This window comes from Bernardetia aquimarina (assembly GCF_042180575.1).
In the GTDB taxonomy this organism is placed as follows: Bacteria; Bacteroidota; Bacteroidia; order Cytophagales; family Bernardetiaceae; genus Bernardetia.
On the sequence record NZ_CP170094.1, the window covers coordinates 2473361 to 2499646 of the forward strand.

Annotated in this window: 15 protein-coding genes and 1 pseudogene; 7 read left to right on the top strand and 9 right to left on the bottom strand. The window is 32.4% G+C overall.

All coding sequences use genetic code 11. The features are described from left to right. Window positions 1-37: 37 nt before the first annotated feature. A complete protein-coding gene (locus tag ACE193_RS10490; RefSeq protein ID WP_375562923.1) occupies window positions 38-610 on the top strand; it encodes a YdeI family protein in 573 nt (190 codons plus the stop codon). A gap of 114 nt (window positions 611-724) precedes the next feature. Here the strand turns inward: ACE193_RS10490 and ACE193_RS10495 are convergent, their stop codons facing one another. From ACE193_RS10495 to ACE193_RS10520, 6 genes and pseudogenes are all read right to left on the bottom strand, one after another. Then, window positions 725-1039, bottom strand: a complete 315-nt coding sequence (locus tag ACE193_RS10495) for an HPF/RaiA family ribosome-associated protein (RefSeq protein WP_375562924.1) — start codon at window positions 1037-1039, stop codon at window positions 725-727. A 253-nt stretch (window positions 1040-1292) separates the two neighbouring features. Continuing rightward, window positions 1293-2615, bottom strand: coding sequence for an adenosylhomocysteinase (gene ahcY, locus ACE193_RS10500; protein ID WP_375562925.1), 1323 nt, complete (start codon window positions 2613-2615; stop codon window positions 1293-1295). 517 nt (window positions 2616-3132) lie between these two features. Continuing rightward, the gene (locus tag ACE193_RS10505; protein WP_375562926.1) at window positions 3133-7062 is read right to left on the bottom strand and encodes a SpoIIE family protein phosphatase; all 3930 of its coding nucleotides are present in this window, start codon (window positions 7060-7062) and stop codon (window positions 3133-3135) included. Between the two features lie 139 nt (window positions 7063-7201). Further along, window positions 7202-11614 carry a tail fiber domain-containing protein gene (locus tag ACE193_RS10510; RefSeq protein WP_375562927.1) on the bottom strand — a complete coding sequence of 1471 codons (4413 nt, stop codon included), beginning with the start codon at window positions 11612-11614 and terminating at the stop codon, window positions 7202-7204. A gap of 142 nt (window positions 11615-11756) precedes the next feature. Further along, a pseudogene (locus tag ACE193_RS10515) lies at window positions 11757-12323 on the bottom strand (IS630 family transposase); the annotation flags it as partial. A gap of 31 nt (window positions 12324-12354) precedes the next feature. Further along, window positions 12355-12798, bottom strand: coding sequence for a helix-turn-helix domain-containing protein (locus ACE193_RS10520; RefSeq protein WP_375558679.1), 444 nt, complete (start codon window positions 12796-12798; stop codon window positions 12355-12357). Between the two features lie 436 nt (window positions 12799-13234). Here ACE193_RS10520 and ACE193_RS10525 point away from each other — a divergent pair, with 436 nt between their 5' ends. Next, window positions 13235-14152: a 3-hydroxybutyryl-CoA dehydrogenase gene (locus ACE193_RS10525; RefSeq protein WP_375562928.1), complete on the top strand. Its 918-nt coding sequence runs from the start codon at window positions 13235-13237 to the stop codon at window positions 14150-14152. Window positions 14153-14456: 304 nt separating this feature from the next. Here the strand turns inward: ACE193_RS10525 and ACE193_RS10530 are convergent, their stop codons facing one another. Then, window positions 14457-16043, bottom strand: a complete 1587-nt coding sequence (locus ACE193_RS10530) for an NAD(P)/FAD-dependent oxidoreductase (protein ID WP_375562929.1) — start codon at window positions 16041-16043, stop codon at window positions 14457-14459. Window positions 16044-16778: 735 nt separating this feature from the next. On the opposite strand from ACE193_RS10530, the gene ACE193_RS10535 reads away from it, so the two are divergent. Continuing rightward, entirely contained in the window at window positions 16779-17243 is a 465-nt protein-coding gene (locus ACE193_RS10535) for a hypothetical protein (RefSeq protein ID WP_375562930.1), read from the top strand. A gap of 251 nt (window positions 17244-17494) precedes the next feature. Here ACE193_RS10535 and ACE193_RS10540 read toward each other — a convergent pair whose 3' ends face one another. Further along, entirely contained in the window at window positions 17495-20941 is a 3447-nt protein-coding gene (locus ACE193_RS10540) for a two-component regulator propeller domain-containing protein (protein WP_375562931.1), read from the bottom strand. 187 nt (window positions 20942-21128) lie between these two features. On the opposite strand from ACE193_RS10540, the gene ACE193_RS10545 reads away from it, so the two are divergent. The 4 genes from ACE193_RS10545 to ACE193_RS10560 all read left to right on the top strand — a co-directional run bounded on the left by ACE193_RS10545 (window position 21129) and on the right by ACE193_RS10560 (window position 24516). After that, the gene (locus ACE193_RS10545) at window positions 21129-21842 is read left to right on the top strand and encodes a TVP38/TMEM64 family protein (protein WP_375562932.1); all 714 of its coding nucleotides are present in this window, start codon (window positions 21129-21131) and stop codon (window positions 21840-21842) included. Between the two features lie 120 nt (window positions 21843-21962). Next, window positions 21963-22811: a rhomboid family intramembrane serine protease gene (locus ACE193_RS10550; protein ID WP_375562933.1), complete on the top strand. Its 849-nt coding sequence runs from the start codon at window positions 21963-21965 to the stop codon at window positions 22809-22811. Window positions 22812-22913: 102 nt separating this feature from the next. Beyond that, window positions 22914-23831, top strand: a complete 918-nt coding sequence (locus ACE193_RS10555; RefSeq protein ID WP_375562934.1) for a rhomboid family intramembrane serine protease — start codon at window positions 22914-22916, stop codon at window positions 23829-23831. Between the two features lie 208 nt (window positions 23832-24039). Further along, window positions 24040-24516, top strand: coding sequence for a PaaI family thioesterase (locus ACE193_RS10560; protein WP_375562935.1), 477 nt, complete (start codon window positions 24040-24042; stop codon window positions 24514-24516). 329 nt (window positions 24517-24845) lie between these two features. Here the strand turns inward: ACE193_RS10560 and hemA are convergent, their stop codons facing one another. Beyond that, entirely contained in the window at window positions 24846-26168 is a 1323-nt protein-coding gene (hemA, locus tag ACE193_RS10565) for a glutamyl-tRNA reductase (protein WP_375562936.1), read from the bottom strand. Between the last annotated feature and the right edge of the window lie 118 nt (window positions 26169-26286).

The window sequence follows — 26286 nt, forward strand, 5'->3', positions numbered from 1 at the left end:
AGGCTTTTGAGGGGTATTTTCTTTATAGCGTAATTCAATGAAAGAAATAGAAACATATTATCCACAAAGCAAACAGCAATGGAGAGAATGGTTAGTTACAAATCATATTCAAAAAGATGCTGTTTGGCTTATTTTTTATAAAAAGAAGACAGGAAAACCAACGTTGACTTGGAGCGATGCTGTAGATGAGGCTCTGTGTTTTGGTTGGATTGATAGCGTCAAAAAAACGTTGGATGAAGAAAGGTATATTCAATATTTTTCTAAACGAAAACCAAAAAGCACTTGGTCTAAAGTCAATAAGGAAAAAGTTGAGCAGCTTATAGCCAAAGGATTGATGATGCAAACAGGTTTGGACTGTATAAAAATTGCAAAACAAAATGGTAGTTGGGAAATTTTAGATAGTGTTGAAGCACTACTTATTCCAAAAGACTTAGAAGCAGCATTACAATCAAATGAAAATGCAATGGACTTTTTTATGAGTTTAAGTAAATCGGTTAGGAAAACAATGTTGTATTGGGTTATATCTGCCAAAAGACAAGATACAAGACAGAAGCGAATTACTCAAATTGCAGAACTTGCCAGTAAAGGATTGAAACCCAAACAGTTTTAGAAAAAAAAATTTAATCTACAACTATTTGAAATATAAAGGTTTGGAATTTGCCAACTAAAAAGGCTTAGTCATAGACCAAGCCTTTCAATATTCAATTATAGGTAACTTTACTTCTTAACGATTTTGTAGTTTCCCTAAGAAACTATCTAAAGCAGCTTTTGCTTTATCAATAGCAGCCGAAACAGCTTTTTCGATTGTAACTTCTTGAGCCGAAACAGTAATTGGTTGTCTGCCTTCAAATCTTGCTTCTAGGACACATTTTATATCACTAGGACCTTCTTTTTTTCCATTTTCATCAGAAATATGAACCTCTACTCTAGTAATATGCTCATCATATCTATCTAGTTTTTTTGATATTAAGTCAGAAAAAAAATCTTGAGTTCTTGCATCTCCGTCAATAGTGTTGTCTGTGTTAAATTGAACTTTCATGAATGTGTTTTATTATTTTTTTGATTATAATAACGATTATTTAAAAATACAACTTAGTACAATCTACTTAAATTTTTAAATAGACTTTTGCCTGTATTCTCCTGTATCTACGTATAAAACCTTTAATTGTTTGTGATTAAGGAAAAAATAAAATTATACTCAAACAAAAAACCACTAACAAATCAATGTTAGTGGTTTTTGTATATTAAATATTTGATTAATCATTAAAGAGTTAATAACTAATCATTATTTCTTAATAACGGTAATATACTGGCTTATAAGGACCTTCTGGAGTTACGCCGATATATTCAGCTTGTTCTTGAGAAAGTTCTTCTAATTCAATTCCTAATTTAGAAAGGTGCAAACGAGCAACTTTTTCGTCTAAGTGCATAGGAAGTGTATAAACTTCGTTTTTGTAGTTATCACGGTTTGTATAAAGTTCTAATTGAGCCAATACTTGGTTTGTGAAAGAACTAGACATTACGAAAGAAGGGTGTCCTGTTGCACAACCTAAGTTTACCAAACGTCCTTCTGCCAAAACAAGAACTTGTTGATTGTTTTCTAATGTATATAAATCTACTTGAGGTTTGATTTCTACTTTAGATTTTCCATAAGTTCCGTTCAACCATGCCATATCGATTTCGTTGTCGAAGTGTCCAATATTACAAACGATAGCTTTATCTTTCATGTTTAAGAAATGGTCGCCTGTCAAGATATCTTTATTACCTGTTGCAGTAACAATAATATCAGCTTCTTTAACAGCATCAATCATTTTCTTCACTTCAAAACCATCCATTGCAGCTTGAAGCGCACAAATTGGATCAACTTCTGTTACGATAACTCTTGCACCAGCACCACGAAGAGAAGCAGCAGAGCCTTTTCCTACATCGCCATAACCACCTACAACAGCTACTTTACCAGCCATCATTACGTCAGTAGCACGACGAATCGCATCTACACAAGACTCACGACAACCATATTTGTTATCAAATTTAGATTTTGTAACTGAATCATTTACGTTAATACAAGGCAATGGCAAAGTTCCTTTACGCATACGCTCATATAAACGGTGAACACCAGTTGTAGTTTCTTCTGAAATACCACCAATACCAGCTACTAATTCAGGATAACGGTCTAAAACCATATTTGTAAGGTCTCCTCCATCATCAAGAATCATGTTTAATGGCTTACGGTCTTCGCCTTCTCCAAAGAAAAGAGTTTGTTCGATACACCAGTCAAATTCTTCATCGTTCATTCCTTTCCAAGCAAATACAGGAACTCCTGTTGCAGCAATAGCAGCAGCAGCTTGGTCTTGCGTAGAGAAAATATTACAAGAAGACCACGTAACCTCTGCACCAAGCGCAGTAAGCGTTTCGATCAAGACAGCAGTTTGGATTGTCATGTGAAGACAACCTGCAATGCGTGCGCCTTTAAGTGGCTGAGAATCTCCATATTCTTCACGAAGAGCCATAAGACCTGGCATTTCTGCTTCTGCTAATTGCATTTCACGACGACCCCATTCTGCAAGAGTGATGTCTTTTACTTTATAACGAGTGGCTTTTGTTGTTTCGACCATTTGGTTTTAACGAGTTTTATTTTAAAATTATGATTTATTTTCTTGGTTGTCAATCAGTTGTAAATAGAATTTGTTTTGCATAATTATCTAAAATTTAGTTTTAATTTATCAAAACCCTATCTATCTGTAAATGAGTGAGTTGCAAAGTTCGTAAATACTTTTGACAATACAAAATTAGATAGTAAATTTTTGTGTTCCTAATTTCAAACTATATTAAGAGCTAATTTTTAACAAAGTATAGACAATTATTCAACAGCCTTTTCATATCAAAGGTTTTATTTTGTTCATTATAACATATAAAAAAATCAAAACGAGAAGCCTTCAAAATGGCTCAACTAAACCTCAAAGAGAAATATAATGAGCCATATTATTGGGGTACTTTTGTGATGGTGGGAGAATAACAAAGTTATAAGTCAGATTTTAGAAGTCAGAAGTAAATGAAATAAGAATTAGAAAATACAATTAAAAGATGTTGCAAAGGGATAATAATATGAGCTTAATAAGTGTTTGTTTATTTCTATAAATTAATTGCCATTATTGTAATATCATCTCGTTGCTCTTCTTTATTTCTAAAATTTTCTAAGTCTTCCAACAAAGACATTTTTTGCATGGAAATTGGTAAATGTCCCCATTCAGAAATTTTTTCTAAGAATCGTTTTGTACCATATTTTTTACGGTCTTGATTAGGTTGGTCTATTAGTCCGTCAGAAGTAAGAAATAACATAGTACGAGGTGAAAGAGTAAGATGATGTTCTTTAAAAGGCTTTTTCTTGCGCTGAACTCCTCCAATGGAACGAGAAGTACCACGTAGTTGTATAATTTTTTCTTCTGCTTCTTTATAAATAAGTGGGCGTTTTGCACCAGCAAAATCAAGTTCTATTTTTCCATCTTCTCTATATAAATAACGAATCAAAATCATATCCATTCCATCTGTATTACTTCCATCTTTTCCTGTTTGTCGTAGAGAAAGACGAATACTATCATCTAAATATTCTAGCATATTAGCTGGCGATGTGATTTCTTTTTCATACAGAATTTCTCTCAAAAGTGAACTTCCTACCATTGACATAAATGCCCCCGGAACACCATGTCCTGTACAATCTACGACAGCAGCATATTGATAACCTTCATTATAACCAATCCAGTAAAAATCTCCACTTACAATATCTTTAGGTTGATAGATTACATAATGGTCGCCTATCGAACGTTTTATCTCTGTTTCGGTAGGTAAAATTGAATCTTGAATTGTTTGAGCATAACGGATAGAATCAGTTACTTCTCTATTTTTTTGTTCTATTAAATTATATGCCTTAATATTTGAAAGTGCAATAGCTGTCGCCGAACCAATAGATTGCAAAAGCAAAACATCCTGTTCTGAATAGTTCATTTCATAAAATGTCTGAACTGTCATAACACCAAACTTATTTCCTTCTGCAATTAGAGGTACATAAATCAAAGCATAAGGCAAGTCTCCAGTTTCTATATTTATGTTTTCTTCGTCAAATTTTTCTTTCCAAACTTTGGCTATATTATTTACAACTATTGTTTTTCCTGTTGTCAAACATTCAACAGAGGGACGGTTTGTTTCTTTCAGAGCATCTTCATGAGGTTCAAGTGTAACTCCTTTTTCTATAAAATCATTAAATTCAATCGTATTTTTATTTTCATTTAAGAGACCAATTCCAAAACCTTCTGCTGGCATTAAACCAATTACACGTTGAAATACAATCGAAACAAGTTCTTCTGTATCAAGAATAGAAGTAATTTCTTGTGTAATATCACTTAGTTTTTTTAGGCGTTTATTAGAATTTTCTAAGGCTCGTTTTTGTTTAGTTACTTTTTGATTGGCTTTTTTGAGATATTCGGCTTGAGAAGCTAATTCTTCTTTCTGATTATATACTTCTTGACTTTGATTTAATAGTTCTGTTTGTTGTGCCTCTAACTCTTCTGTTTTCTGACTAATTTCTTGTGTACGTTCTGCTACAAGTGCATTTAGCTCTTTGTTTTTATTCTTTAGGTTTTTTTCGTGTAGATAAGTAAAAACCACAGCCAGTAAAAATACAAGCCCAACATAAAGTAGATAAGCCCACCAACGTTGATACCAAGCCGTTTCTACTTCAAAATCTAGTAAAAAAGCATTACTCAGTTGTTGTTCTTCATTTTTGGCTTGAATTTCTAACGTATATTCTCCAGAAGGAAGAATAGCAAATTCTATTTTATCTTTTGAATTCCAAGGTGACCAACTTGTAGCAGATGGAAGCAGACGATATCTATACACTAACTTTTCATTTTTCCCAAAAGCTGGACTTGCCATCTGAACAGAAAAACTATTAAAACCAGTAGGAAGTATATGTTTTTCAAAAAAAGAAACTAAAGAATCCCCAATTCGGATATGACGTAAAAAAATCTGTAATGAATCTTGTTGTATTTTTTTTGTTTGTGTATTGTCATATCTATACAAACCTTCGGAAGTTGCTATCCAACTAAAAATAGGTTTTTCAATATTATTTTCTTCAAAAGTATATTTTGTATCTTCATAAATAGAATAAAACTCAGCAGAAGGAAGATTAAGAGTTGCATTTTCGATGAACTCTTCATTTTTATAATATAAAAGATGTTTGTCTTTTACTATCCAATAAACCTTAACAATAGTATCTTTCTCCAATGAATAGTGAACAAATTTTTCAATGAGAGAAACATCAGCATTAACAACATCATTTGCTGAAAAATTGGTGTTTTTTTGTGTATTATCCAATAAAACAGCCGAAACAAACTCATCTTTGAGAGTATCTAAATAATAAACTCCTCTTGAAGTAGCTGCGAAAAGTTGCTCATTACTTACTATTAATTGATTTATTTTTGCACTTGGAATAACATTAAGAGAATCATAAGAAGTAGTTTGATATTTTTTTTCATTGTCTGTTTCGTCTGTTTGAATATCAATTTTGATAACTCCTTTATATTCTGTTTCTGCCCAAAGTTGGCTTTTTTTGAATTGTACAGTTCTTATTAAAGGTTCTTCTAAGGATGTATCTAGTAATTTATACGCTCCTCTAATTATTTTAAGTCCCTCTGAAGTAGAAATATAGACTTTTTGAGGATTATTTTCATCAATTAAAAAATGCTTTGATTCTATATCGCTTATTTTTTCTATTTTTCTTTTAAGAGGATTCAATACAAAAACACCTGCTTGTCCTGCAATAAGTAAAACTGAGTTTTTAGACTTGTATTGATAGATTTTCAAATCCCAAACTTGTCCTAAAATATCATTTTCTTTTTCCCAAATCTGTAATTTTGGATTGTAATAAGCTAATCCCTGTTCGGTAGCTGCATATAAAATATCATCAAAACGAATTACTTTATGTACTTTGTTTATTCTACTTTGTTCTCCAAAATAAGTATAAGACCACGAAGTTTGAATATGAGAAATACCTTGACTAAGAGCAGCCCATAAGTCGCCATTTTTATCTGTATGAAGATTCCAAATGACATTATCTTGTAAGCCTTTGAGTTCAGAAATATGATTCTTCCATTTTCCATTTTCATTAATCAATACAATACCCTCTTTTGCTGTGCCTATGGCAATTTGTCCATTTTGAAGATTTACAAGATGATGAATTTGATTTTTTTGAAAAAAATATTTTTGCTCAACATCAAAATTAGTAATTGTCTTTTTGATTGTATTGTATATATAAAATTCTCCTTTTTGTGTTGCTATTAATGCTTTATTTGCAGAATAATTTACCATTCCTACAATAAGACTTTGATAGAGAAAATGGGTATTTTCTATACTATTTAGAAAATCATTTTGATACTCAAAAATTCCTAATTTAGATTCTTGAACATACAGCCTTTCATTTACTACAAAAGCTGATAAAAATGTATTTGCTCTTGGCTCAATAATTTCAAATCCATTTAGGGTATATTTTAAGATAAAATCTTTTGTAAGAAAAAACACTTCTTCTTCTAAAACGACTGTCTTCCAAACGTCATCAAAATTTCTATATTTTTGGTGGACTTGATTAAGAAGGGATACATATTTTGTCTTTCCTAGAGAATCAATATAAGAATATCCCACATCTCCAACACCACCAATATACATTTTTTCTGTACTAGAAGAATATCCCAATGAACGCACTAAACCAGTACCTCCAATTTTGATGCGTTCCCACGTTTTGCCATCAAAGGAAAGTAAATGTGTTGTATTTCCTACGTATATTACACCGTTTTTGTCTTGTTCGATTGCCCAGTTTTGAGTAGCAGCATTATACTGCTTCGGAGAATAATTTTCCACAAAAAGTCGCCCTGCCTCCTGATATGGAATATTAGGCACGTCTTGCGTATTTTTTTCTTGCTTACTATTTTGTTGTGCAAAAGAGAGTGTAGAAGAGAAAATACTGATACCGAGAAAAATATAGAACAAAGAGTTAAAAAATGTCTGTTTCATATACGGTATTAAGTATGTTTATTAAACAGCAAAAAGGGAAATAAGTTTTGAAAAATTTCGATAAACATGAAATAAAAAAACCATACTACAGAATAGTATGGTTTGATGGAAAATTATCTACTTTATGTTTATCTTTATTTTATTTCTGTGCTGTCAGTTCACTAAGTTGATTGACAAGGCTGATAAGTTGTTTTTCTAAAGCATCTACTTTTTTAGATAGTGTAGAGTTAGAATCATTCTCATCTTTCAAAAGCAAGACAAGTTCTTTGAGTTCTTTTACTTGTGTTTCTAATTTTGAGATTTTTTCTTCTTGTGCTTCTATGATAGTTTGTTGTTCTTTGGTCGCTTCTATGAGTACAGGAATAAGTCCAGTATAATTTACAGATTTATACCCTTCATTATCTGTATGAACTAGATTAGGAAATACCTCTTCTATTTCTTGGGCGATAACACCAAATTGTAATTTTGTTCCTCTTTTTTTATCTTTCCAATCATAAGACGTTCCTCTTAATTTTTGGATATTTGAAATGGAATTATTTAGAGTTAGAATATTTTTTTTATAACGAATATCACTTGGTGTAACCGTTCCTGATGCAAGAATATTACCTATAACGTGTAATGATTCTGTGGGAGCATTTATTCCTATTCCCATTCTAGGGTTTGCTCCTCCTGTAATATAAACTCCGTCATCTATATTACCTAACCCATTAGTACTAGTACCAAAAGTATAACCACCTGCAAAACGACCATAAAAATGATCTGAGGCTGTTAATGTTGTTCCTGTGAAACCAATACCTCTATCTCCAACTGCAAATGTTCCTATTGCTAAAGGATCTATTACTAATTTTGAACCAATAGCAGTAGAGAAATCTCCTTGGTTTGTGTTGTCTATTCCAAAAGTAAATGAGTAATCACCTTCAGCAGAACTCTGTTCGCCTCCTGCTACAGTACTGTATAGACCTGTAGCTAAATTTACTCTCCCTCCACTAACTACACTATAATCTCCACTCGCAGTATTTGTATTTCCTCCTGTTACGGTACTATTTAATCCACTAGCAATATTAGTGTTTCCTCCTGTTACGGTACTATACCCTCCAATAGCTTGATTATCATCTCCACCTCCAATAGAACTGAACTGTCCATCAGCTCTTGCATTTTGTCCTCCTGCTACTGTTGCATATAAATTATTTGCTTGGTTTCCCAAACCTCCACCAACAGTTGCAAAGTCAAAATTAGCTAAATTGCCAACACCACCAGATACAGTACTATGTGAACCTGTTGCACTCGTATTTTGTCCTGCTGCAAAAGAAAAAGCTCCACGAGTATCCCAAAGTACTCCTGTTGTTCCACCTACTCTGAAAGCACCAGTAGCATCATCAAAGAACATACGGTTATCAGTTCCTGCTGAAAAGTTCATTTGGTTAGAACCAAAAATAAATTTTTCGTTAGCTACATTTCTAAATACGTTTGGTGTTGAAACTGTGAAAGGAGAACCCCCACCAGCTAATGAACTCAAATCTGCCGTTCCTCCACCATTATCTAGAGTAAGTATATTTGTTCCTGCATTGAAACTTATTTGTTGAATTTCATTTCCAGGGTCAAAGTCATCACTACTAATTACTCCTGCACTAATACTTATTCCTGTTCCTGCTGTGTAGGTTGTACCTCCTACTGGAGATCCATCAAAATGTAACTGTCCTGCTTCTACATACAAACGTCCTGTTGGATTAGATGGAGAAGTAAGTCCAAAATCTTTTAATTCTAAAGTAGCATCTTTATATAAGACCATTGCATTTGAACGAGAAGCATCACTAAGACCATTTCCGATTACTAAGAGCCTATCATCAAGTTGTACACTTGTAGCACTTGTAGGAGTATAATCTGTATTAAAGAATCCTAGTACAACTTCTCCATATGAACGAGCAAACAAACCTGTTCCTCCTAAAATACTGCTCTGTTCTCCAAATGCCTGATTATCAGTTCCACCTGCTATGGTACTAGAAATGCCTTCAGCAACATTTGCAAAACCTCCTCCTATTGTTCCATATAAGCCGTTAACTTCATTACTTTCTCCACCTGCTAAGGTACTATATTCTCCATTGGCTTTATTTAAACTTCCCCCTCCAATAGTGGTGTAACTATTTGTAGATTCGTTTGTGTTTCCTCCTGCAATAGTATTATACAAACCTGTAAATATAGCATTTCGAAAACCTCCACCAATAGCATTTCTATTTCCTCCAGATATATTATTTTCTAGCCCTCCTGCAATGTTAGCAGAACCTGCTGCACCACCGATTATATTATCACGTCCTCCTGCAACAGTAGAGTTTACTCCATTTGCTGTATTTTGAAAGCCTCCACCTACGGTAGAACGAAAACCTCCTGCAACATTACTTCCCCCTCCTCCAACTGTACTTTGGTTATTGAGAGCTTGATTATTATTACCTCCTGAAACTGTGTTTCCAGTCCCAATAGCTATATTATTTTCTCCTGCTGCAAAAGAAAAAGCTCCACGAGTATCCCAAGCTGTTCCTGTTGTTCCCCCTGTTCTAAAAGCACCAGTAGCTTTATCATAAAACATACGATTTGCTCCTGCTGCTGTATGATTCATTTGGTCAGAGCCATAAATGAATTTTTCATTGGCTACATTTCTAAATATATTTAGTCCTGAAATTGTGAAAGGAGAAGAAGGTGTGTTTTGAGCTTCCCATCTTGTAGCAAGATTATTCCAAGTCAAAACTTGTCCATTAGCTGGTGCATTAGGTGTAAGATTAAAACCTGTTCCTCCAGTAATTCCAATAGAATTGCCTGTAATAGCTATATCTTGAATTTCGTTAGTAATATCAAAATCAGCATCATTTATATTTAAATTCAAAAAATTGCCTCCACTTATCGTAATTTGTCTTGTTGTTGGAGTAGTGCCTGTTAAAGATAAAGTTTGATTATCTGTATTGGTAAATGTAGCAGGTGTTATTGCTTCCCAACGATTATTGGTTTGACTCCATGTTAAAACTTCTCCATCTACCATAGGAGGATTGAAAGATAAGTTAGCACTACCTCCACCACTAATTTGTATTTGATTACCACTCATAAGCAAATTTTGCCTATAAGGAGTTAAGTCTATACTTGTAGCACTAGGGTTTCCTGTAATTGTCAATGTATCTATAAGAAGTTGTAAGTCTTGCAATTCATTTGTATTGTCAAAATCGCCATCTTCTACATTTAAAGCTAGTGTATTTCCTCCTGTAATTGTAATATCTCTTGTTCCTACTGTGGTAGCTGTCAGATTCAGATTTTGGTTATCTGTATTTAGATAAGGAGTTAAATCAATCGTATTAGTAGGAGTTGGATCGTTTGTGATAGAAAGAGTATTGCCTGCTAATGTTAAATCTTGTAATTCATTTGTTATACTTGCATCTGTAGCAGTCAAATTAATAGTTCCACCTAAAGCAACAGTATTTCCTCCATTTAATCCTGCACCTGTATTTATAGTCACAGAATTATTTTGTAGATTCGTATTGCTCACAGAATTGGGTTGTAATTTGGCATTCGAAATTCCTCCATCTTTTACTATCAACTCACTAATTCCATTATATTCAATAGTAACATTATCTACCAAAGCAGCAGCTCCTGTGATTTGTCCATCCACATAATCTTTGGTAGTAAGTGTATTTCCTGCATCTCCAACAACCGTTTGAGCAGAAGTAGCTCTGCCTCCAATTATTATATCTCCAGTCATTTCTAAATCAGCATCTACGAAGACATCATCTTCAATGTTTACTTCTCCTATAATATTAGCTTCTCCATTTATATTTAGCTCATCGCCTTCAATATCTCCAGTTGTAGAAATATCTTGATTTCCAAAATCAGGGTCTATCTTTGTACCTAAAATAGCTGCATTAGCATTAATATCAATATTTGTAATCGTTCCATCCAAAATATTATCCGAATCTACTGAATCTACTGCAATTTGTGGGTTTGGATAAGAACCTGTCAAATCTCCCCCTGCTACACCCGAAGCTGATACTGTAGTAGCCCTATCTAACCAAACTACTTCTCCCGAAACAGTTGTTCCGAGTAGTTTGTCATTTCCTCCACTTCTAATATCTGTTGGAAGAATAGAACCATCAATAATTTGAAGTGTTCCGATACTATTTCTGATTACACTTCCTGCTGTATGAGCATAAGGTGTAGCACGCAATGGAACATTTGGTGAAAGGACATTGCCATTGATAGTAACTCGTAAATTTAGATTGGGAGTAGCTGAAAAAACACTAGAAGGCAAAGGTGTTTGACTTCCCAAAACAACTGAATATAATCCATCTTGTACAGTTACAGTTTGTGTTTCTGACCAAGTAATATTTCCAGTATTGTCAATGAGTTCGAAAAATATAGTCTGGTTACCCGAAACAGGTAGCCCATTTTCCACTAATTTCCCTTGATAAGTAATTCCTTGTGTTAGTTGTTGAGCAACAGCATTAGATTCAAAGAAAAATACAACAAACAATAGGAAAATAAATGCTCTTTTATTTAGATAAAGTAAATTTTTCATATAGTTAGGTTTTATGACGATTAATATTTTTTAGTCTTGATTTTGTTTATGTGTTAAAGTGGCTGTTAAGAATGTATTTTTGGTTGCTACACCAAAATACTAAATTAATGCAGTATTTTTTTATATAAGTAGTTAGACATAATTATCGTAACAATTTTCCTTTATATATAGTAAAATCAATTTTATACTTTTTACTATTGTATTTTTTTAGAATATTTTTTACAGCTTGATGTAAGTCTTCTTTACTCGTGAAATCTTGAGGTCTTAACCACTCTATTTTGATTTTTCTCCATAGTGTTTCTATGGGATTCAAATGTGGACTGTAAGAAGGTAAGTAGAAAATAAGTACTCCTTTCTCTTCCCATTCCTCTATTTTCTCTTCTATTTCTTTAGAAATATGCCAAGGTCCATTATCTAACACTAGAACAGTCGTTTTTTCAATTGTTTCTACAAACTGATCTATACAATCAATGATAACTTTAGAATTAATGTTTTGGGTGCTTACAAAACTGCTTAGTTCTCCACGCAAGTTAAGCAATCCAAATACATTTAAATTACCTCCCTTACTACTTTTAATGCCTACTTGTTCTCCTATTCTACACCAACCATAAGGAACATTGGGTTCTAAATTGAAGGAAGACTCATCACAAAAACGCAAATCTATACAGCCTGCTAAAAATAAAAGAATGAGAAATTCTAAACTACGTTTTTTTTCTTCATATACAACAGGGTCAGGTTTCTTAACAGTTACTTTTCTGAAGCGTTTCCAACACCATTTTTTTTTTAAGCAACCTTTTTAAAGTCTTGACTGACATAGATTTACCCAATTCCTCTTCCAATTGAGAAACAACTACTTTCAAACTTTGAGGACTGGCTTCAACTAGAGATTCTACTTTATTCATTTCTTCTTCATTATCTATACGAAGAATAGGGCGACGACCTTGTCCTTTACTCGTCTCTAATCCTGCTATGCCCTCTTTTTCATACCGATTAAACCAACGAATAACTAATTGGCGAGTAACTTGATAAAAATCCATTATCTCACTAACCTTTTTTCCTTGATGGCTTAAAAGAATGTAATGACAACGAGTACGGAAAGTTGATGATTTACCTTCTTTCCAACCTTGCTCTAAGGAAGATACTTCCTCTATACTCAAACTAATAAAACGTTTTTTTCCTCTCATAAAACAAAGATAAAAAAAATATTTAATAATTTTGTCTAACTACTTAAAATAGGATTTCTAATACTACTTTATAAAAAACACACAAAATAAAATGCTGATTATCTGTTGATTAAGATAAACAAGATAATAGCTTAACATTCAATGTATCTACTTCAAAGTCTTTGAGTTTACACTTTTATCTAATATACAAATATAATGAGAGTTGCTAAAATTACATTCAATTCTGCACTGTTGGATTAGATTATATAATCAAGACTTTCACAAATGCGTTTTTATCAAAATAAAATTTAGCTTCATTTTTTAGACTTATCTTAACAAATTCTTAATTTTAGACTTTAAAAGTTATCTTTGTAATTAAGGTAATACAGAAACCTAATCTGTATAATAAACTAAGTATCAACCAGTAAAAATCAAAACTGAAACAAACTTTACAAATATGAATCACATTGCAGTCATTGGTGCAGGAACTATGGGTAACGGAATTGCTCACGTTTTTGCTCAAAATAACCATCAAGTATCTTTTATTGATATTTCTGAAAATGCTCTTACAAAAGGCTTAAATACAATCGGTAAAAATCTTGATCGTCAAGTAAATAAAGGAATCTTGACAGAAGAGGAAAAAATAGCTACTTTGAAACGAATTACAACTTTTACAAGTGTAGAAGAAGGTGTAAAAGGAGTAGATTTGGTAGTAGAAGCAGCTACCGAAAACATGGAAATCAAACTCAAAATTTTTGAGAATTTGGATAAAGTATGTGATGAAAAAACTATTTTAGCAACAAACACATCTTCTATTTCTATTACTCGTATTGCTGGAGCTACTCAACGTCCAGAAAAAGTAATTGGAATGCACTTTATGAATCCTGTTCCTGTCATGAAACTCGTTGAGGTTATTCGTGGCTATTCTACGTCTGACGAAATTACAGACAGAATTATGGAAATGTCTAAAAATTTAGGCAAAATTCCTGTTGAAGTAAGTGATTATCCAGGATTTGTTTCGAATCGTATCTTAATGCCAATGATTAATGAGGCAATTTATGCCCTTTATGAAGGGGTTGCAGGTGTAGAAGAAATTGATACCGTAATGAAACTAGGAATGTCGCATCCAATGGGTCCTTTGCAGTTGGCTGATTTTATTGGTCTTGATGTATGCCGTTCTATTTTGGAAGTATTATTTGAAGGTTTTGGAAATCCAAAATATGCTCCTTGTCCACTTTTGGTAAATATGGTAAATGCAGGACACAAAGGCGCAAAATCTGGAACTGGTTTTTATGACTGGTCTAATGGAATGAAAGATTTGAAAGTAGCCAATCGTTTCAAAAAGAAAACAAATAAGACTTCTCAAGAAGCGTAAAATAGACTTTTCTACAACTAGAAACAACAAACCCTAAAACTCTTTATGAATGAATTTTAGGGTTTGTTGTTGTTGTAAAAGGTGTGCCTTTTCCCTACAAGAAATTCTCTTTCGTTATTTCTAACTTCTTAAATCTAATATAAACTCAAGATTAAAAATAGTCTAACATACTTCTCTATATCCTATGCTACTTTCGGTCTGCTCTAACATTTAATCAATATCAGTTTGAAAGGATAACTGACGACTAAAAAAACGACATAATTCATTGATAATCAACAAGTATAACACCGAGTTCATGTTACAATTACTTTCCATATAATTCTGCCAACCTCTCAGCACATCGTTCTCCATCCATAGCAGCCGAAGCGATTCCTCCAGCATAACCTGCACCTTCTCCACAAGGAAAAAAGCGTTTCAAAATTGGATGTTCATTTGTTTCTCGTTCTCTAGGAATACGCACAGGCGAAGAAGTACGACTTTCTACACCTACAATCTGGGCTTCGTTGGTCAAGAAACCTTTCATTTTTTTGTCAAATGCCTTAAAACCCATCCTCAAACGTTCTACAATTTCAGGAGGCAACACTTTTCCCATTTCTACCGAAATTAGTCCAGGTTGATAAGAAGTATCTAAAAGTGATGAAGAAACTTTTTTCTGTGTAAAATCTAATAATCGTTGTGCTGGTGCAGCTTGTGTATTTCCTGCCACTTGACAGGCATTTTTTTCAATTTCTTCTTGATAATATAATCCTGCTAAAGCTCCTTTTTTTGCATATTTTTTATTCCATTCTCGCTCATCTATTGCAACCACAATTCCAGAATTAGCATATTTTGAATTTCGTTTTGAAGGCGACATTCCATTTACCACTACTTCTCCTTGCAGCGTTGCAGCAGGAACAATAAATCCTCCTGGACACATACAAAACGAGAAAACCCCTTTTTCTAAATTATCAAACGGCACTTGTTGAACAAGCGAGTAAGAAGCAGCAGGTAAGTATTTATCTCGCTCTTCTCTTTTATATTGAATTTTGTCAATGAGTTTTTGTTGATGCTCTACACGCACACCGATTGCAAAAGGCTTGGCTTCAATCAAGATTTTTTTTCTATCTAAAAGCTCAAAAATATCTCTTGCTGAGTGTCCTGTTGCCAAAATAACTCCTATTCCTTCTATTTTATCGCCATTTTCTAAAACTACACCTTTTAGTTCTTCTTCTTTTCCTTTTGTAACAATGAAATCAGTTACTTTGGTTTCGAACAAAACTTCTCCTCCAGCATCTAAAATACTTTGACGCATTTCAGCTACAATTCTAGGCAATTTATTTGTTCCAATATGAGGGTGATTATCAATTAAAATATCTTCACTTGCTCCATGAGCTACAAAAATTTCTAAAATCCTTCGCCAATCGCCTCGTTTTTTGGCTCTTGTGTAGAGTTTTCCATCTGAATATGTTCCTGCTCCTCCTTCTCCAAAACAATAATTAGAATCTGGATTGACAATATGACGACGACTAATAGCTGCAATATCCGAAACTCGTTTTTTTACATCTTTTCCTCGTTCTATCAAAATTGGCTTGATTCCCAACTCTACCAAACGAAGAGCTGCAAACATTCCTGCTGGTCCTGCTCCTACAATAATTGCCTGTGGTGCATTCTTGACATTTGGATATTCTCTTGTGTAAGAAATAGTCGGAGTTGCTTTTTCGTTTATAAAAACTTCTGCCCACACATTGACCTTCAAATCTCGCTGACGAGCATCTAAAGAACGACGAGTTTGCCTAATGGTTACGTCTTCTGTCGTTGAAGAAATATCTAATTTTTCACGAATAAATTTTTCAAAGGCATCTTTTTCAAAGGCTATTTCTGGAGGAAGGACAAAGGAGAGTTCTTTTTTCATTCTAATTATTTGCTACTATTTTCAATATGAAAATTTTATGTTCTATTCTGCAAAAATACGTAAACTAAAATTATTTCCTTAGCAGCTTGTTTATAAAAATACAATCTATGTCTATAAATAAAAAGTCTTTAAAGTGTTGAATAATTGTTGATTTTTTAATACCTTTGAGAAATAACTATTTGATAATCAATAAATTATACTATTTTTGTAATAAGGTAATCTAGTAAAAATAATACAAAAAACTATTTTGGTTAAAAATCAGTAAAGATTTTGATGAAGTCTTACACTAAATTTTTAATAGAATAAATTGCAATACTAAAAAGATTTATGTAAATTATTGAATTAAATTTGAATTGTAATTTATCAATAGATAGTTCAATATATATTTTTTATACTAACCTTAATCAAAAATTTATTCAAAAGGGCTAAAATGAAAATAAATAGTATCATTTATTTTTTAAGCTCCATTGATTAATAACAGGTAGTTAAAACTCAAAATGAGTTGTTATTTTTCTTTTTTGTTACACCTTTACTTTTCTTGGAATATGTAGTTCTTAAAAAAATTAAATTTGTTTGCACGATAATTGTTTTAGTTCATCGATATAATTCCTAGTTTCATAGAAATGAATATCAATGAATTTGGTTTGAAAAATAATTTTGTACGTCATAATTCATATCTAAGGAAAATAAAAAATACTATCCACAATCCTAATATCTTTTATCCTAATAATACCTATGTTAAAATTTATCGCTTCACTCTCATTTGTTCTTGTTTTTGCTCTTGGAAATCTTAATGCCTTTGCTTATGCTCAAAGTATTCCTGCTAATGTAAAACCTACTTTCGAACAAAAATTTGCAGGTGCTAAAGTTATTAGTTGCCACGAAATTAATGGAGAACACAATATTATTTTTCAACAAGAAAATGAAGTAAAATCAGCTCGTTTTGATGCGAATGGAAAATGGATTGATACTATCGTTTCTCTAAATCCTGGTACTGCTCCAGCAAAAATTACAGAATATTTGGCTGATAAGCATGAAGGTAAAAATGGACACATCAGAAGAATAGAAAACGAAGATGGGACTACTTTTCTCGCTTTTGTTAGTGATACAAAAGCTATTCGTTTTGATAAAGATGGTAATATGACCAAAGAAGAAGAAATCAGTTCAATAGATACTCGTGGTTTAGACCAAATCAAGTAAGTTAGTAACTTCTATTAGTAAAAAAATATTTAGAAAAGACTTTATTCTCTTCAGAACGAAGTCTTTTTTTATGAAAGAATATTTTTAAGATTTAAAGAATAATACCGAAATAAAAGTTACTTTTCCCTACATATTGCTCGTTCAAGCATTTTGCTTGGACACTCTTTTTTATCAACATATACTGACAGAATAGACAGACACAAAATAGAATCTTGCGCCACTAAAAGGGAAAAGTAATTTTTGTTTTGGTATTATGTCTTCAAAATTTCATTTCTATCAATAGGCAAATAAATCAAAAATGTAGTTCCATATCCGATTGTGCTTTCCACTTCCATTTTTCCTTGATGTTTTTCTATCAATCCAAAACTAATTGAGAGTCCTAAACCTGTTCCTTTTCCTACTCCTTTTGTTGTAAAAAACGGTTCAAAAATCTTTTGTCTTGTATCTTCACTCATTCCTTTTCCAGAATCTTGAATAGAAATTTTTGCTGTTTCGGTGTCTAATGGCGATTCTGATTTTGAGAGTTTTTGAGTAGAAATAATGATTTCATCTTTTTCTATTCGTTTTATTCCTTCTTTCTCTCGTTTTTCTCTCTTTTCGTCTATTGCTTGAATAGCATTTGCAATAATATTTGTAAAAACTTGATTTAGTTTACCAGGGAAGCATTCTATTTGAGAAATTTGAGAATCAAAATTTCGAATTACTTCTATATGGTCTTTGTATTGTGGACGTAAAATAACAAGTGTAGCGACGAGGTTTTCATGTAAGTCTGCCCAACGAAGTTCCACCTCATCCAACCTAGAAAAAGTACGCAGTCCTTTCACAATTTCACTTGTTCGGTGCGCTCCATAACGAATATCTTTTACAAGCTGATACAAATCTTCCTTCAGTTCTTTAAACTCAATTTGGTTTTTTAGCTCCAAAATTTCATTGAATTTAGCTTTTTTCTTTTCTTCCTTTTCTTGTACCTCGCCTTCATTCAAATTCTGATTATTTTCTAACTCTTCATATTCTTCATACAAAGTCATTAGTTCCATTAGCTCATCTAAAGTAGTTTGAAGCGCATCCACACCAGCGTACACAAAATTTATTGGGTTATTTATCTCGTGTGCAATTCCTGCTGTTAGCTGTCCCAAACTTGCCATTTTTTCAGACTGAACCAAATGAGTTTGTGTTTGATTTAACCTTTGAACAGTGTCTTGTAACTCTTCTTTTTGTACTTGAAGTTGTGATTTTTGTTTTACGATTTCTTCTGTACGGTTAGAAACCTCTTTTTCTAAATAAATCTGATTGCGTTTGTATTGAAGGTTTCTGAGATAATAAATAAGTAAAAAAAGTAAAATAACTCCCAAAACTGCTCCTACTTGAAAAATTAAACGCTGATACCAATGAGGTTGTACTTTAAAATTAAGAACAGAAGGATTTTCTTCATTCCAGCTTCCATCTCCTTTTCTTGTAATTACTTCAAAACGATATTCATTGGGTGGAAGGTTTGTATAAGTGGCATTTCGTTGATTTTGAGAATCTATCCAGTCTTTATCAAAAGGAATAAGACGGTATTTGAAATCTAATGAAAATGAGTTTTGATAGTCAAAAGCTGTAAAGAAAATAGACAAATACTGTGTTCCTGCTGCTAAATAAATTTCTTCATCAAAATTATAAATATTTTTTTTATCAGTTTCTAGTTTTTCAAAAATTGCCTTCGAATCATTCTTTCTTTGTGTAATTATTTTAGGATTGATATAGGTAATTCCTTTATAAGTTGGAAACCAAATATTTCCTTTCAAATCTACTAATCCTCTTCCTGTACCGACCATTTGGTCACTTTTCATTCCATCTGTTCGGTTGAAGAAACGACAATCAACAAATGCTCTTTTTCCATTTGCAAAATCATTAAGTTGCGACGTAGCTATTCTCATAATTCCATTATTACAAGGCAGCCAAAAATACCCCTCTTTATCTTCCAAAATATCAAAAACAGTCCCTTCACAAAGTCCTGAACTGGCATCAAAATTTGTAATTTTATCGCCTTCTATGCGTGTTAGTCCTGCATCTGTACCTAGCCAAATGACATTACTCTCATCTACAAAAATGGAAAAAACAACATTACTTGCTAGTCCATTTTGTGTCCAAAGTTGTTTTATGACTTCTTTGTTTTCTATAAAAGAAATTCCTCGTTTTGTTCCTACAATCAAATTTCCTTTTTTATCTTCAGCCATACTCATAATAGTTTCGGAGGCTAAATTATCATTTACAGATGTAAAAGAATCTTCTTTGGTAAGATAAAAAAGACCTGCTCTTCGTGTTCCTGCCCATAAAATAGAATCTTTCGTTTGGAAAGTAAGCCGAACATGGTCATCTAAAAGTCCATCTTTTGGTTCATAAATTTTGTGTTTATTTTCTCTTGTAATCTTGACAAGTCCACTATATGTACTTATCCAAAGGCTAGAATCGGCATCAAAAAGCATATGTCGAATGCGCTGACTAGGAAGCTGTAAAGGAAGACGAGCATTGCGAACAGTATTTCCATAAACAATAGAAATAGAATCACTTTCTCCTGCAATAAGATATTTTTCAGGTGTAAATTGAAGAGTAGAGTAGATTACATTTGAGCAAAGTCCTTCACTCATACTAATATTGACAAACTTTCCGTCTAATATTTGTGCAAGTCCACCTCTAAACATTCCTATCCAAATATTTCCTTCTCTATCAACTAATAATTTTTGAAGAATATTATTTGCTAAACCTTGAGTTTCATTGTAGTTTTCAAGTTTTTTTGTTTTTTTATTATACCGATACAGACCATTTTCAGAGGCAATCCAAAAAAAACCATTTTGGTCTTCCAAAATATCAAAAGCATCTTTTATAACATTCATTTCTGGATAAGAAGAACTGATTAGGGAATCTCCTTGTAGTATTTTGATACCATTATCTGTTCCTACCCAAGTAGTTGTATTGATGGTTTTTCCAAACAAAATACCTCTAGTCTGTTCAAAATCTATTATTCTGCTAAATTTATTATTTTCATAACGCACTATATCGCCACGCTGTGAAGCAAAATAGAGTGCATTATTTTTTTCAAAAATAGCACGAACTGCACCTTGAAGATGCAAACGAAGTTCTTTGAGTGGTCTGAATTGTTCATCTTGATAGAGAAAAACTCCATTCGAACTTGTTCCTATCCAAATAATTCCCTCTTTATCTTCATAAATAACTTCAATACTGTATTCATTCAGTACAGAAAATTCAATTGGAATAGTAAGTTGGTTATTTTCATATTTCAAAATTCCTCGTTGTGTACCTATCCAAACATTTCCTTTGGAGTCTGATAAAAGCGAACGAATAGCATGAGAGCGAACAATAGGAGTGTTTTTGACAGTATAAGACGTAAATTTTGCACCATCAAAACGAGCTAGTCCGTCGTGTGTGGCTATCCAAATATACCCTTTTTGGTCTTGAATAATATCTAAAATAGCATTGGAAGGCAATCCTTCTTCTGTTGTCCAAGTTCTGAAAATATACTGAGACAGACTTTTTTTAGTATCTAGACTGACAGTTTGTTGAGCAGAAGAATAAGTAGTTGAAAAAATAAATACAAAAGTCAGAACGCACCAAAAACTCCACTTATAAATAAAATTTATAACTAATTTGCTATATATATCATCAAATAAAGGAAATAATGGGAAATTAAATTTCACTTCTTTTTTTAGTATTTTTCTGAGGACACAAACTAAGTTTTTTCTGAAAATTGAAGTACGACATTTTTTTTCAATTTTGAAAATGATTTCTTTTTATCTAAAGAATATGAAATATATAAACATCAGTTTGAGTAGTTAGTTAGAAAGAAACAAGATTTTAACATTCTATTTTATTTGGTTTCATTTGATGCAATTCCTAAGAAAAACACTAAACACATTACAAAAACATATTCGAAGCATCAGTATGGTAATTTTGTCAGCCTTATTACCCATTTTGGCAAGTACAGGTATTACGGTATTGCTTTTGTATTTTGAAAGTGAGCTTCTACTATGGAATTTTTGGCAATGGCTTTTTCTATATTTGGGAGTAAGTATTTTGATGGGTTTTGCGCTCATGCCTACTACTTTGATGGCTTTTCTGACAGGTTATTTTTTGAGCTTTGAGGGAACTCCTTTTATGATTATCTCTTATTTGATTGCTTCTTATATAGGTTATCAGTTGGGATTATTTTTGGAAGGTAAAAAAATTCATAAAAATCTACTAGAAAAACCAAAAGTAAGTCGTTTTTTGGCTTCTTTGAAAGAAAAAAGCTGGAAATTGATTATTTTAGTGAGATTATCGCCTGTCTTGCCTTTTGCAGTTATGAACTTGGTGCTTTCTGCGATTCGTTTTCCAATAAATATTTTTTTGATAGGCTCTTTTATAGGAATGCTTCCCAGAACTCTTTTTGCAATTTATATCGGAACAAAAGCACAAACACTAAAGAGTTTGATAGAAAATGAAACAGAAACAGATTTTCCTTATTCTGAAATAATAATAATTTTACTAACCATAATTACTATTTTCGGAATTGGTAGAATGGTCAGAAATTCAATGAAAGAAGTAAATAGTGATAAGTGATTAATTATTAGTGAACAGCTAAAACATTTTTCAAGAAAATACAGTAATTAATAAAAGAAAACACAAAGACCCTAAGGGTTTCGAAAACCCTTAGGGTCTAGGAAATTAAAATAAAGAAATATGCCTAGAATGACACCTGTTGTAAAAGTATTATTGATAATCAATATTGGTATTTTTGCACTTCAAGTCTTATTAAAATCTTATCTTAATGTAGATTTAGTTGATATTTTTGCATTACGTTATTTTGGAGCAGAAACATTTGCTCCTTATCAACTTCTTACTCATATGTTTTTACATGATATGAGTAGCTTTTTTGCTCGTAACCCTAGCTTTGGTAGTATATTTCATCTTCTAGGAAATATGTATGCACTTTATATTTTTGGACCTCCTTTAGAAACTTATTTTGACTCTAAAAAATTTCTTGCACTTTATATGATTGCAGGTTTGGGAGCTGCTGTTTTGCATGTGGGGGTGAGTGCTTGGGAAGTGCAAAACACAGAAGCAAATATAACAGAATATAAAACACATCCAACTCCTGCTGAGTTTCTTGCTCTTACAAAAGAAGAAGGAGTATATGATAACTCTTCAGAGCTAAGAAAATTCGTGTATTTATTTGAAGAAAATCCTACTGATGCTGCTGTTATAAATAGATCAAAAAGTTATTGGGCAGATGGAATTGCTTACTCTAAACGAAATATCAAAACAGTAGGCGCATCAGGTGCAGTATTCGGTATTTTGGCAGCCTTTGGGATTATTTTCGCTAATATAAAGCTGGTTTTACTTTTTCCTCCTATTCCAATAAAAGCCAAATATTTAGTTTTTGGTTATGCTTTATACGAAGTGTATGCTATTTATCAAGCCAATCCGACAGATAATGTAGCCCACTTTGCACACATTGGAGGATTTATTTTCGGGATTATTTTGGTTAAATTGTGGGGAAAGAATGATAAACCGATGCGATGGAATTAGAGTTTTATGTCGTTGGTGGGGACACCAACAACGGCAAGAGTAAATTTAAAAAGACCGTTGCTCGTGTCCCCACGAGCGACACCATAAAAAAAATATATAACTATGGACTTTTCAGAACGAATAAAATATGAGTGGAACAAATCCGATAATGTCTTAATGCGTATCGTGATGATAAATGTGATTTTCTACCTTCTGTTTGCTACAATTATTATTGTGGCTAAGTTTGGGAGTTTACCTGCTTTGAGTGAGTTTGCTGTAAAGGCTTTTTATTTACCTCCAAGTTTGTCTGAACTCGCTTTTCGTCCTTGGACACTTATTACGTATGGTTTTACACACTCTTTGGGAGGTATTTTTCATATCCTTTTCAACATGTTAATTCTTTATTGGTTTGGACAAATTGTGGTTTCTGAAATTGGTTCAAATCGTTTGTTAGGACTTTATATTTGGGGTATTTTGGCTGGTGCAATTGCTTTTTTGATGCTTTATAATCTTGTTCCATTTTTTATTGCACTTCGTGGTTCTACTTTAGGACTTATTGGAGCTTCGGCTGGTGTTTATGCTGTGGTAGTGGCAGCAGGAACTTTACTTCCTAATGTAAAAATGAATTTGTTTTTAATAGGTGAAGTGAGCTTGAAATGGATTGCACTTGGTTATGTAATTCTTTCTTTTGTTTCTCTTGCTGGAGGCAATGCAGGTGGAAATATGGCTCACTTAGGAGGTGCATTAATTGGTTATTTATTTATTGTTCAGTACAAAAAAGGAAATGATTGGAGCAAGCCTGTTGTTAGTTTTATTACTTTTTTTCAAAATATCTTTAAAAGAAAGCCCAAAATGAAAGCTTATAGAGGTGGCACAAATGCAAAAGCAGATGATGAAAATCGTCAAAAACAAGCACGAGCAAAAAAATCTACTGAAGAACAAAATACGATTGATGCTATTTTGGATAAAATATCTGAATCTGGGTATGAATCTCTTACACAAAAAGAAAAACAAATTTTATTTCAAGCGAGTAAAAAATAGTCAGTAGCCGACAGCTTTTCATTTGTTGTCTGATAAAATTGATAAAATCAAATTTATAACTATCATAATACTCGTAAAAAATAATTTTTATTTTTTTTAAACTGGTTTAAGCATTAATATTTGAGTCAATCCCTTACCAAAATATTCAGCGTGCATAACAAATAAAATTTATACAGTAATTCATTAATCACTAATAATTATTCAAATTATGGAAAACACCAAAGAAGAAAAAACGCTCTTTTTTACAGAAAATAAGAATTACAAACAATTAATTGAACTTTATAATCAATTCAATTATTTTGCAAAAGACAATGGAATGACATTAGACGTTCCAGAAGTAGGACATGCCATTTCTGAAATGAAGATTGTAGAAAAACACCAAAGCGCACCAGGGCATTGTCATGGAGGTGTAATTGCTGGATTGATGGACGCAACTCTTGGAAGTTCGGCTTTGAGTTATGCGTTTGCACAAGGAAAATTATGCGCTACGGTAGAATTTAAAATCAATTATTTTCTTCCTGTCAAACTTCACGACGAACTTATTGCAGAAGCTAACTTAGAACACACAGGAAAACGCCTTGTTCATACAGTTTGTGATATTAAAAATAAAAAAACAGGCAAAATAGTAGCTAAAGGAATCGGAACATTCAACCTTTATCCAATGAACAAACAAACCTTTGAATAAAGTTTAGAAGTTAGATTTAACGTGAACTTGGTATTAGATATTTATTATTTTTCCTATCAAACACCTTTGAGGTGTACTGATAAATTTGATTTTCGAAAACCAAAAACGTATGAGTATAAGTGTTGAAGATAAGGATGCTTTACAGGTTGTTTTTAGTATATTCTATTCAAATGAAAACACACAAAAAAACCTGTATTCAAAGAATACAGGTTTTCGTATGCACTTATGAAAAACTATTACCGTCCGTAATAACGAACATAATTTTGATAAAATTGTTTAACAATTAATGAAAATAAAGAGTTTTTTTATAAAAAACATTCATCAAAACTTTATACTTTTTCGTCTTGTTCTAAGTTGAACAAATCATTCAAAACATCCACTAATGTTTCGGCTTCTCCACGCTTGCAGGCTGCCTTTAATTGAATCACAGGAAGTTTAATTATTTTTTGCATCATTCCTTTTGTAATTTTTTCTATTTTTTCTATTTCTTTATCATCTAAATTCTTCAAATGACGGTTTATTTCTTCCTTTCGAATTTGCTCTAAGGCATTTTTTAAACGATGAATAGTAGGCGAAACAATCATTTCTTTACTCCAATCTTCAAAGCCTTCTATGGCTTCATCAATTATAGATTTTACATGTGGAATAGCTAATTTTCTGCGTTCTATTACTTCTGCTGTACGATTTTGTATTTGGTCAATATTATATACCATAACGTGAGGAATCTGTTCTACCTCTGGTTCAACACTTCTAGGAACAGATAAATCAATCAAATATTTGAAACGAATATCTTGAACCTCTTCTACTAATTTTTTTGTCAAAATAGGTTCATTTGCAGCCACAGAACAAATAATCACATCTGCTTTTTGTACTTCTTCTTTCAAGTTTTCTATTCTAGCTACTTCAAATCCTTTTAGCTTTGCAAGTTCTTCTGCCTTCTCAAAAGTACGATTCATGATTGTTACAGTATGATAATCATCTGCATCTAAATTCTTGACTACATCTTCTCCAATTTCTCCCACTCCAATTACCAAAACTTTAGGTTGAATTACGGTTTGGGCAAGTTCGGAAGTCATTTCAGTTGCTGCATAAGATACCGAAGCAGCACCATCTCTAAAACTGGTTTCTTGTGCTACACGCTTATTTGTAAAAAAAACAGTGTGTAAAAGGCGATGTAAAAATGGACTTGCCAAATTCAAATCAGCACTATATTGATAGGCTTTTTTTACTTGATTGCTAATCTGAATATCTCCAATTACTTGCGACTCTAGTCCCATAGCCACTGAAAACAAATGGTTTACAGCTTCTTTATGCTCTTCTATAGCTTGAAAATAAGGAAAATAAGTTTCAGAATTTGAAAGCCCTTTTTGAGTAATAAGCAAAGAAATAAGTTGTTCTGAAAGTGGTTTAGAAGAAAAAGGACAACTTTTAGGTATTTTTGAAGTAGTATTTAAGGTCGCATTTTCTGACAGACTATAATAAATTTCAGTTCTATTACAGGTAGAAAGTACAAAAAGCTCACTTAAAGCAAACATATCAGAAGCCCTTTGCAAGAAGTTTTGACACTCTGTTTCACTCAAAGATAATTTTTCACGTATTTCTACAGGAGCAGTTTTGTAATTTATGGTTAAAGCCTTGAAGTTCAGTTGCATAGGAGGTATGTTTTTTTATTCTATACTGCAAAATTAATACGCAAAAAACTATAAGAAAAATCATTTGTTCTTTTTCGGACTTATTTAGAATTAATACAAATAACTAGCTTAACTAATT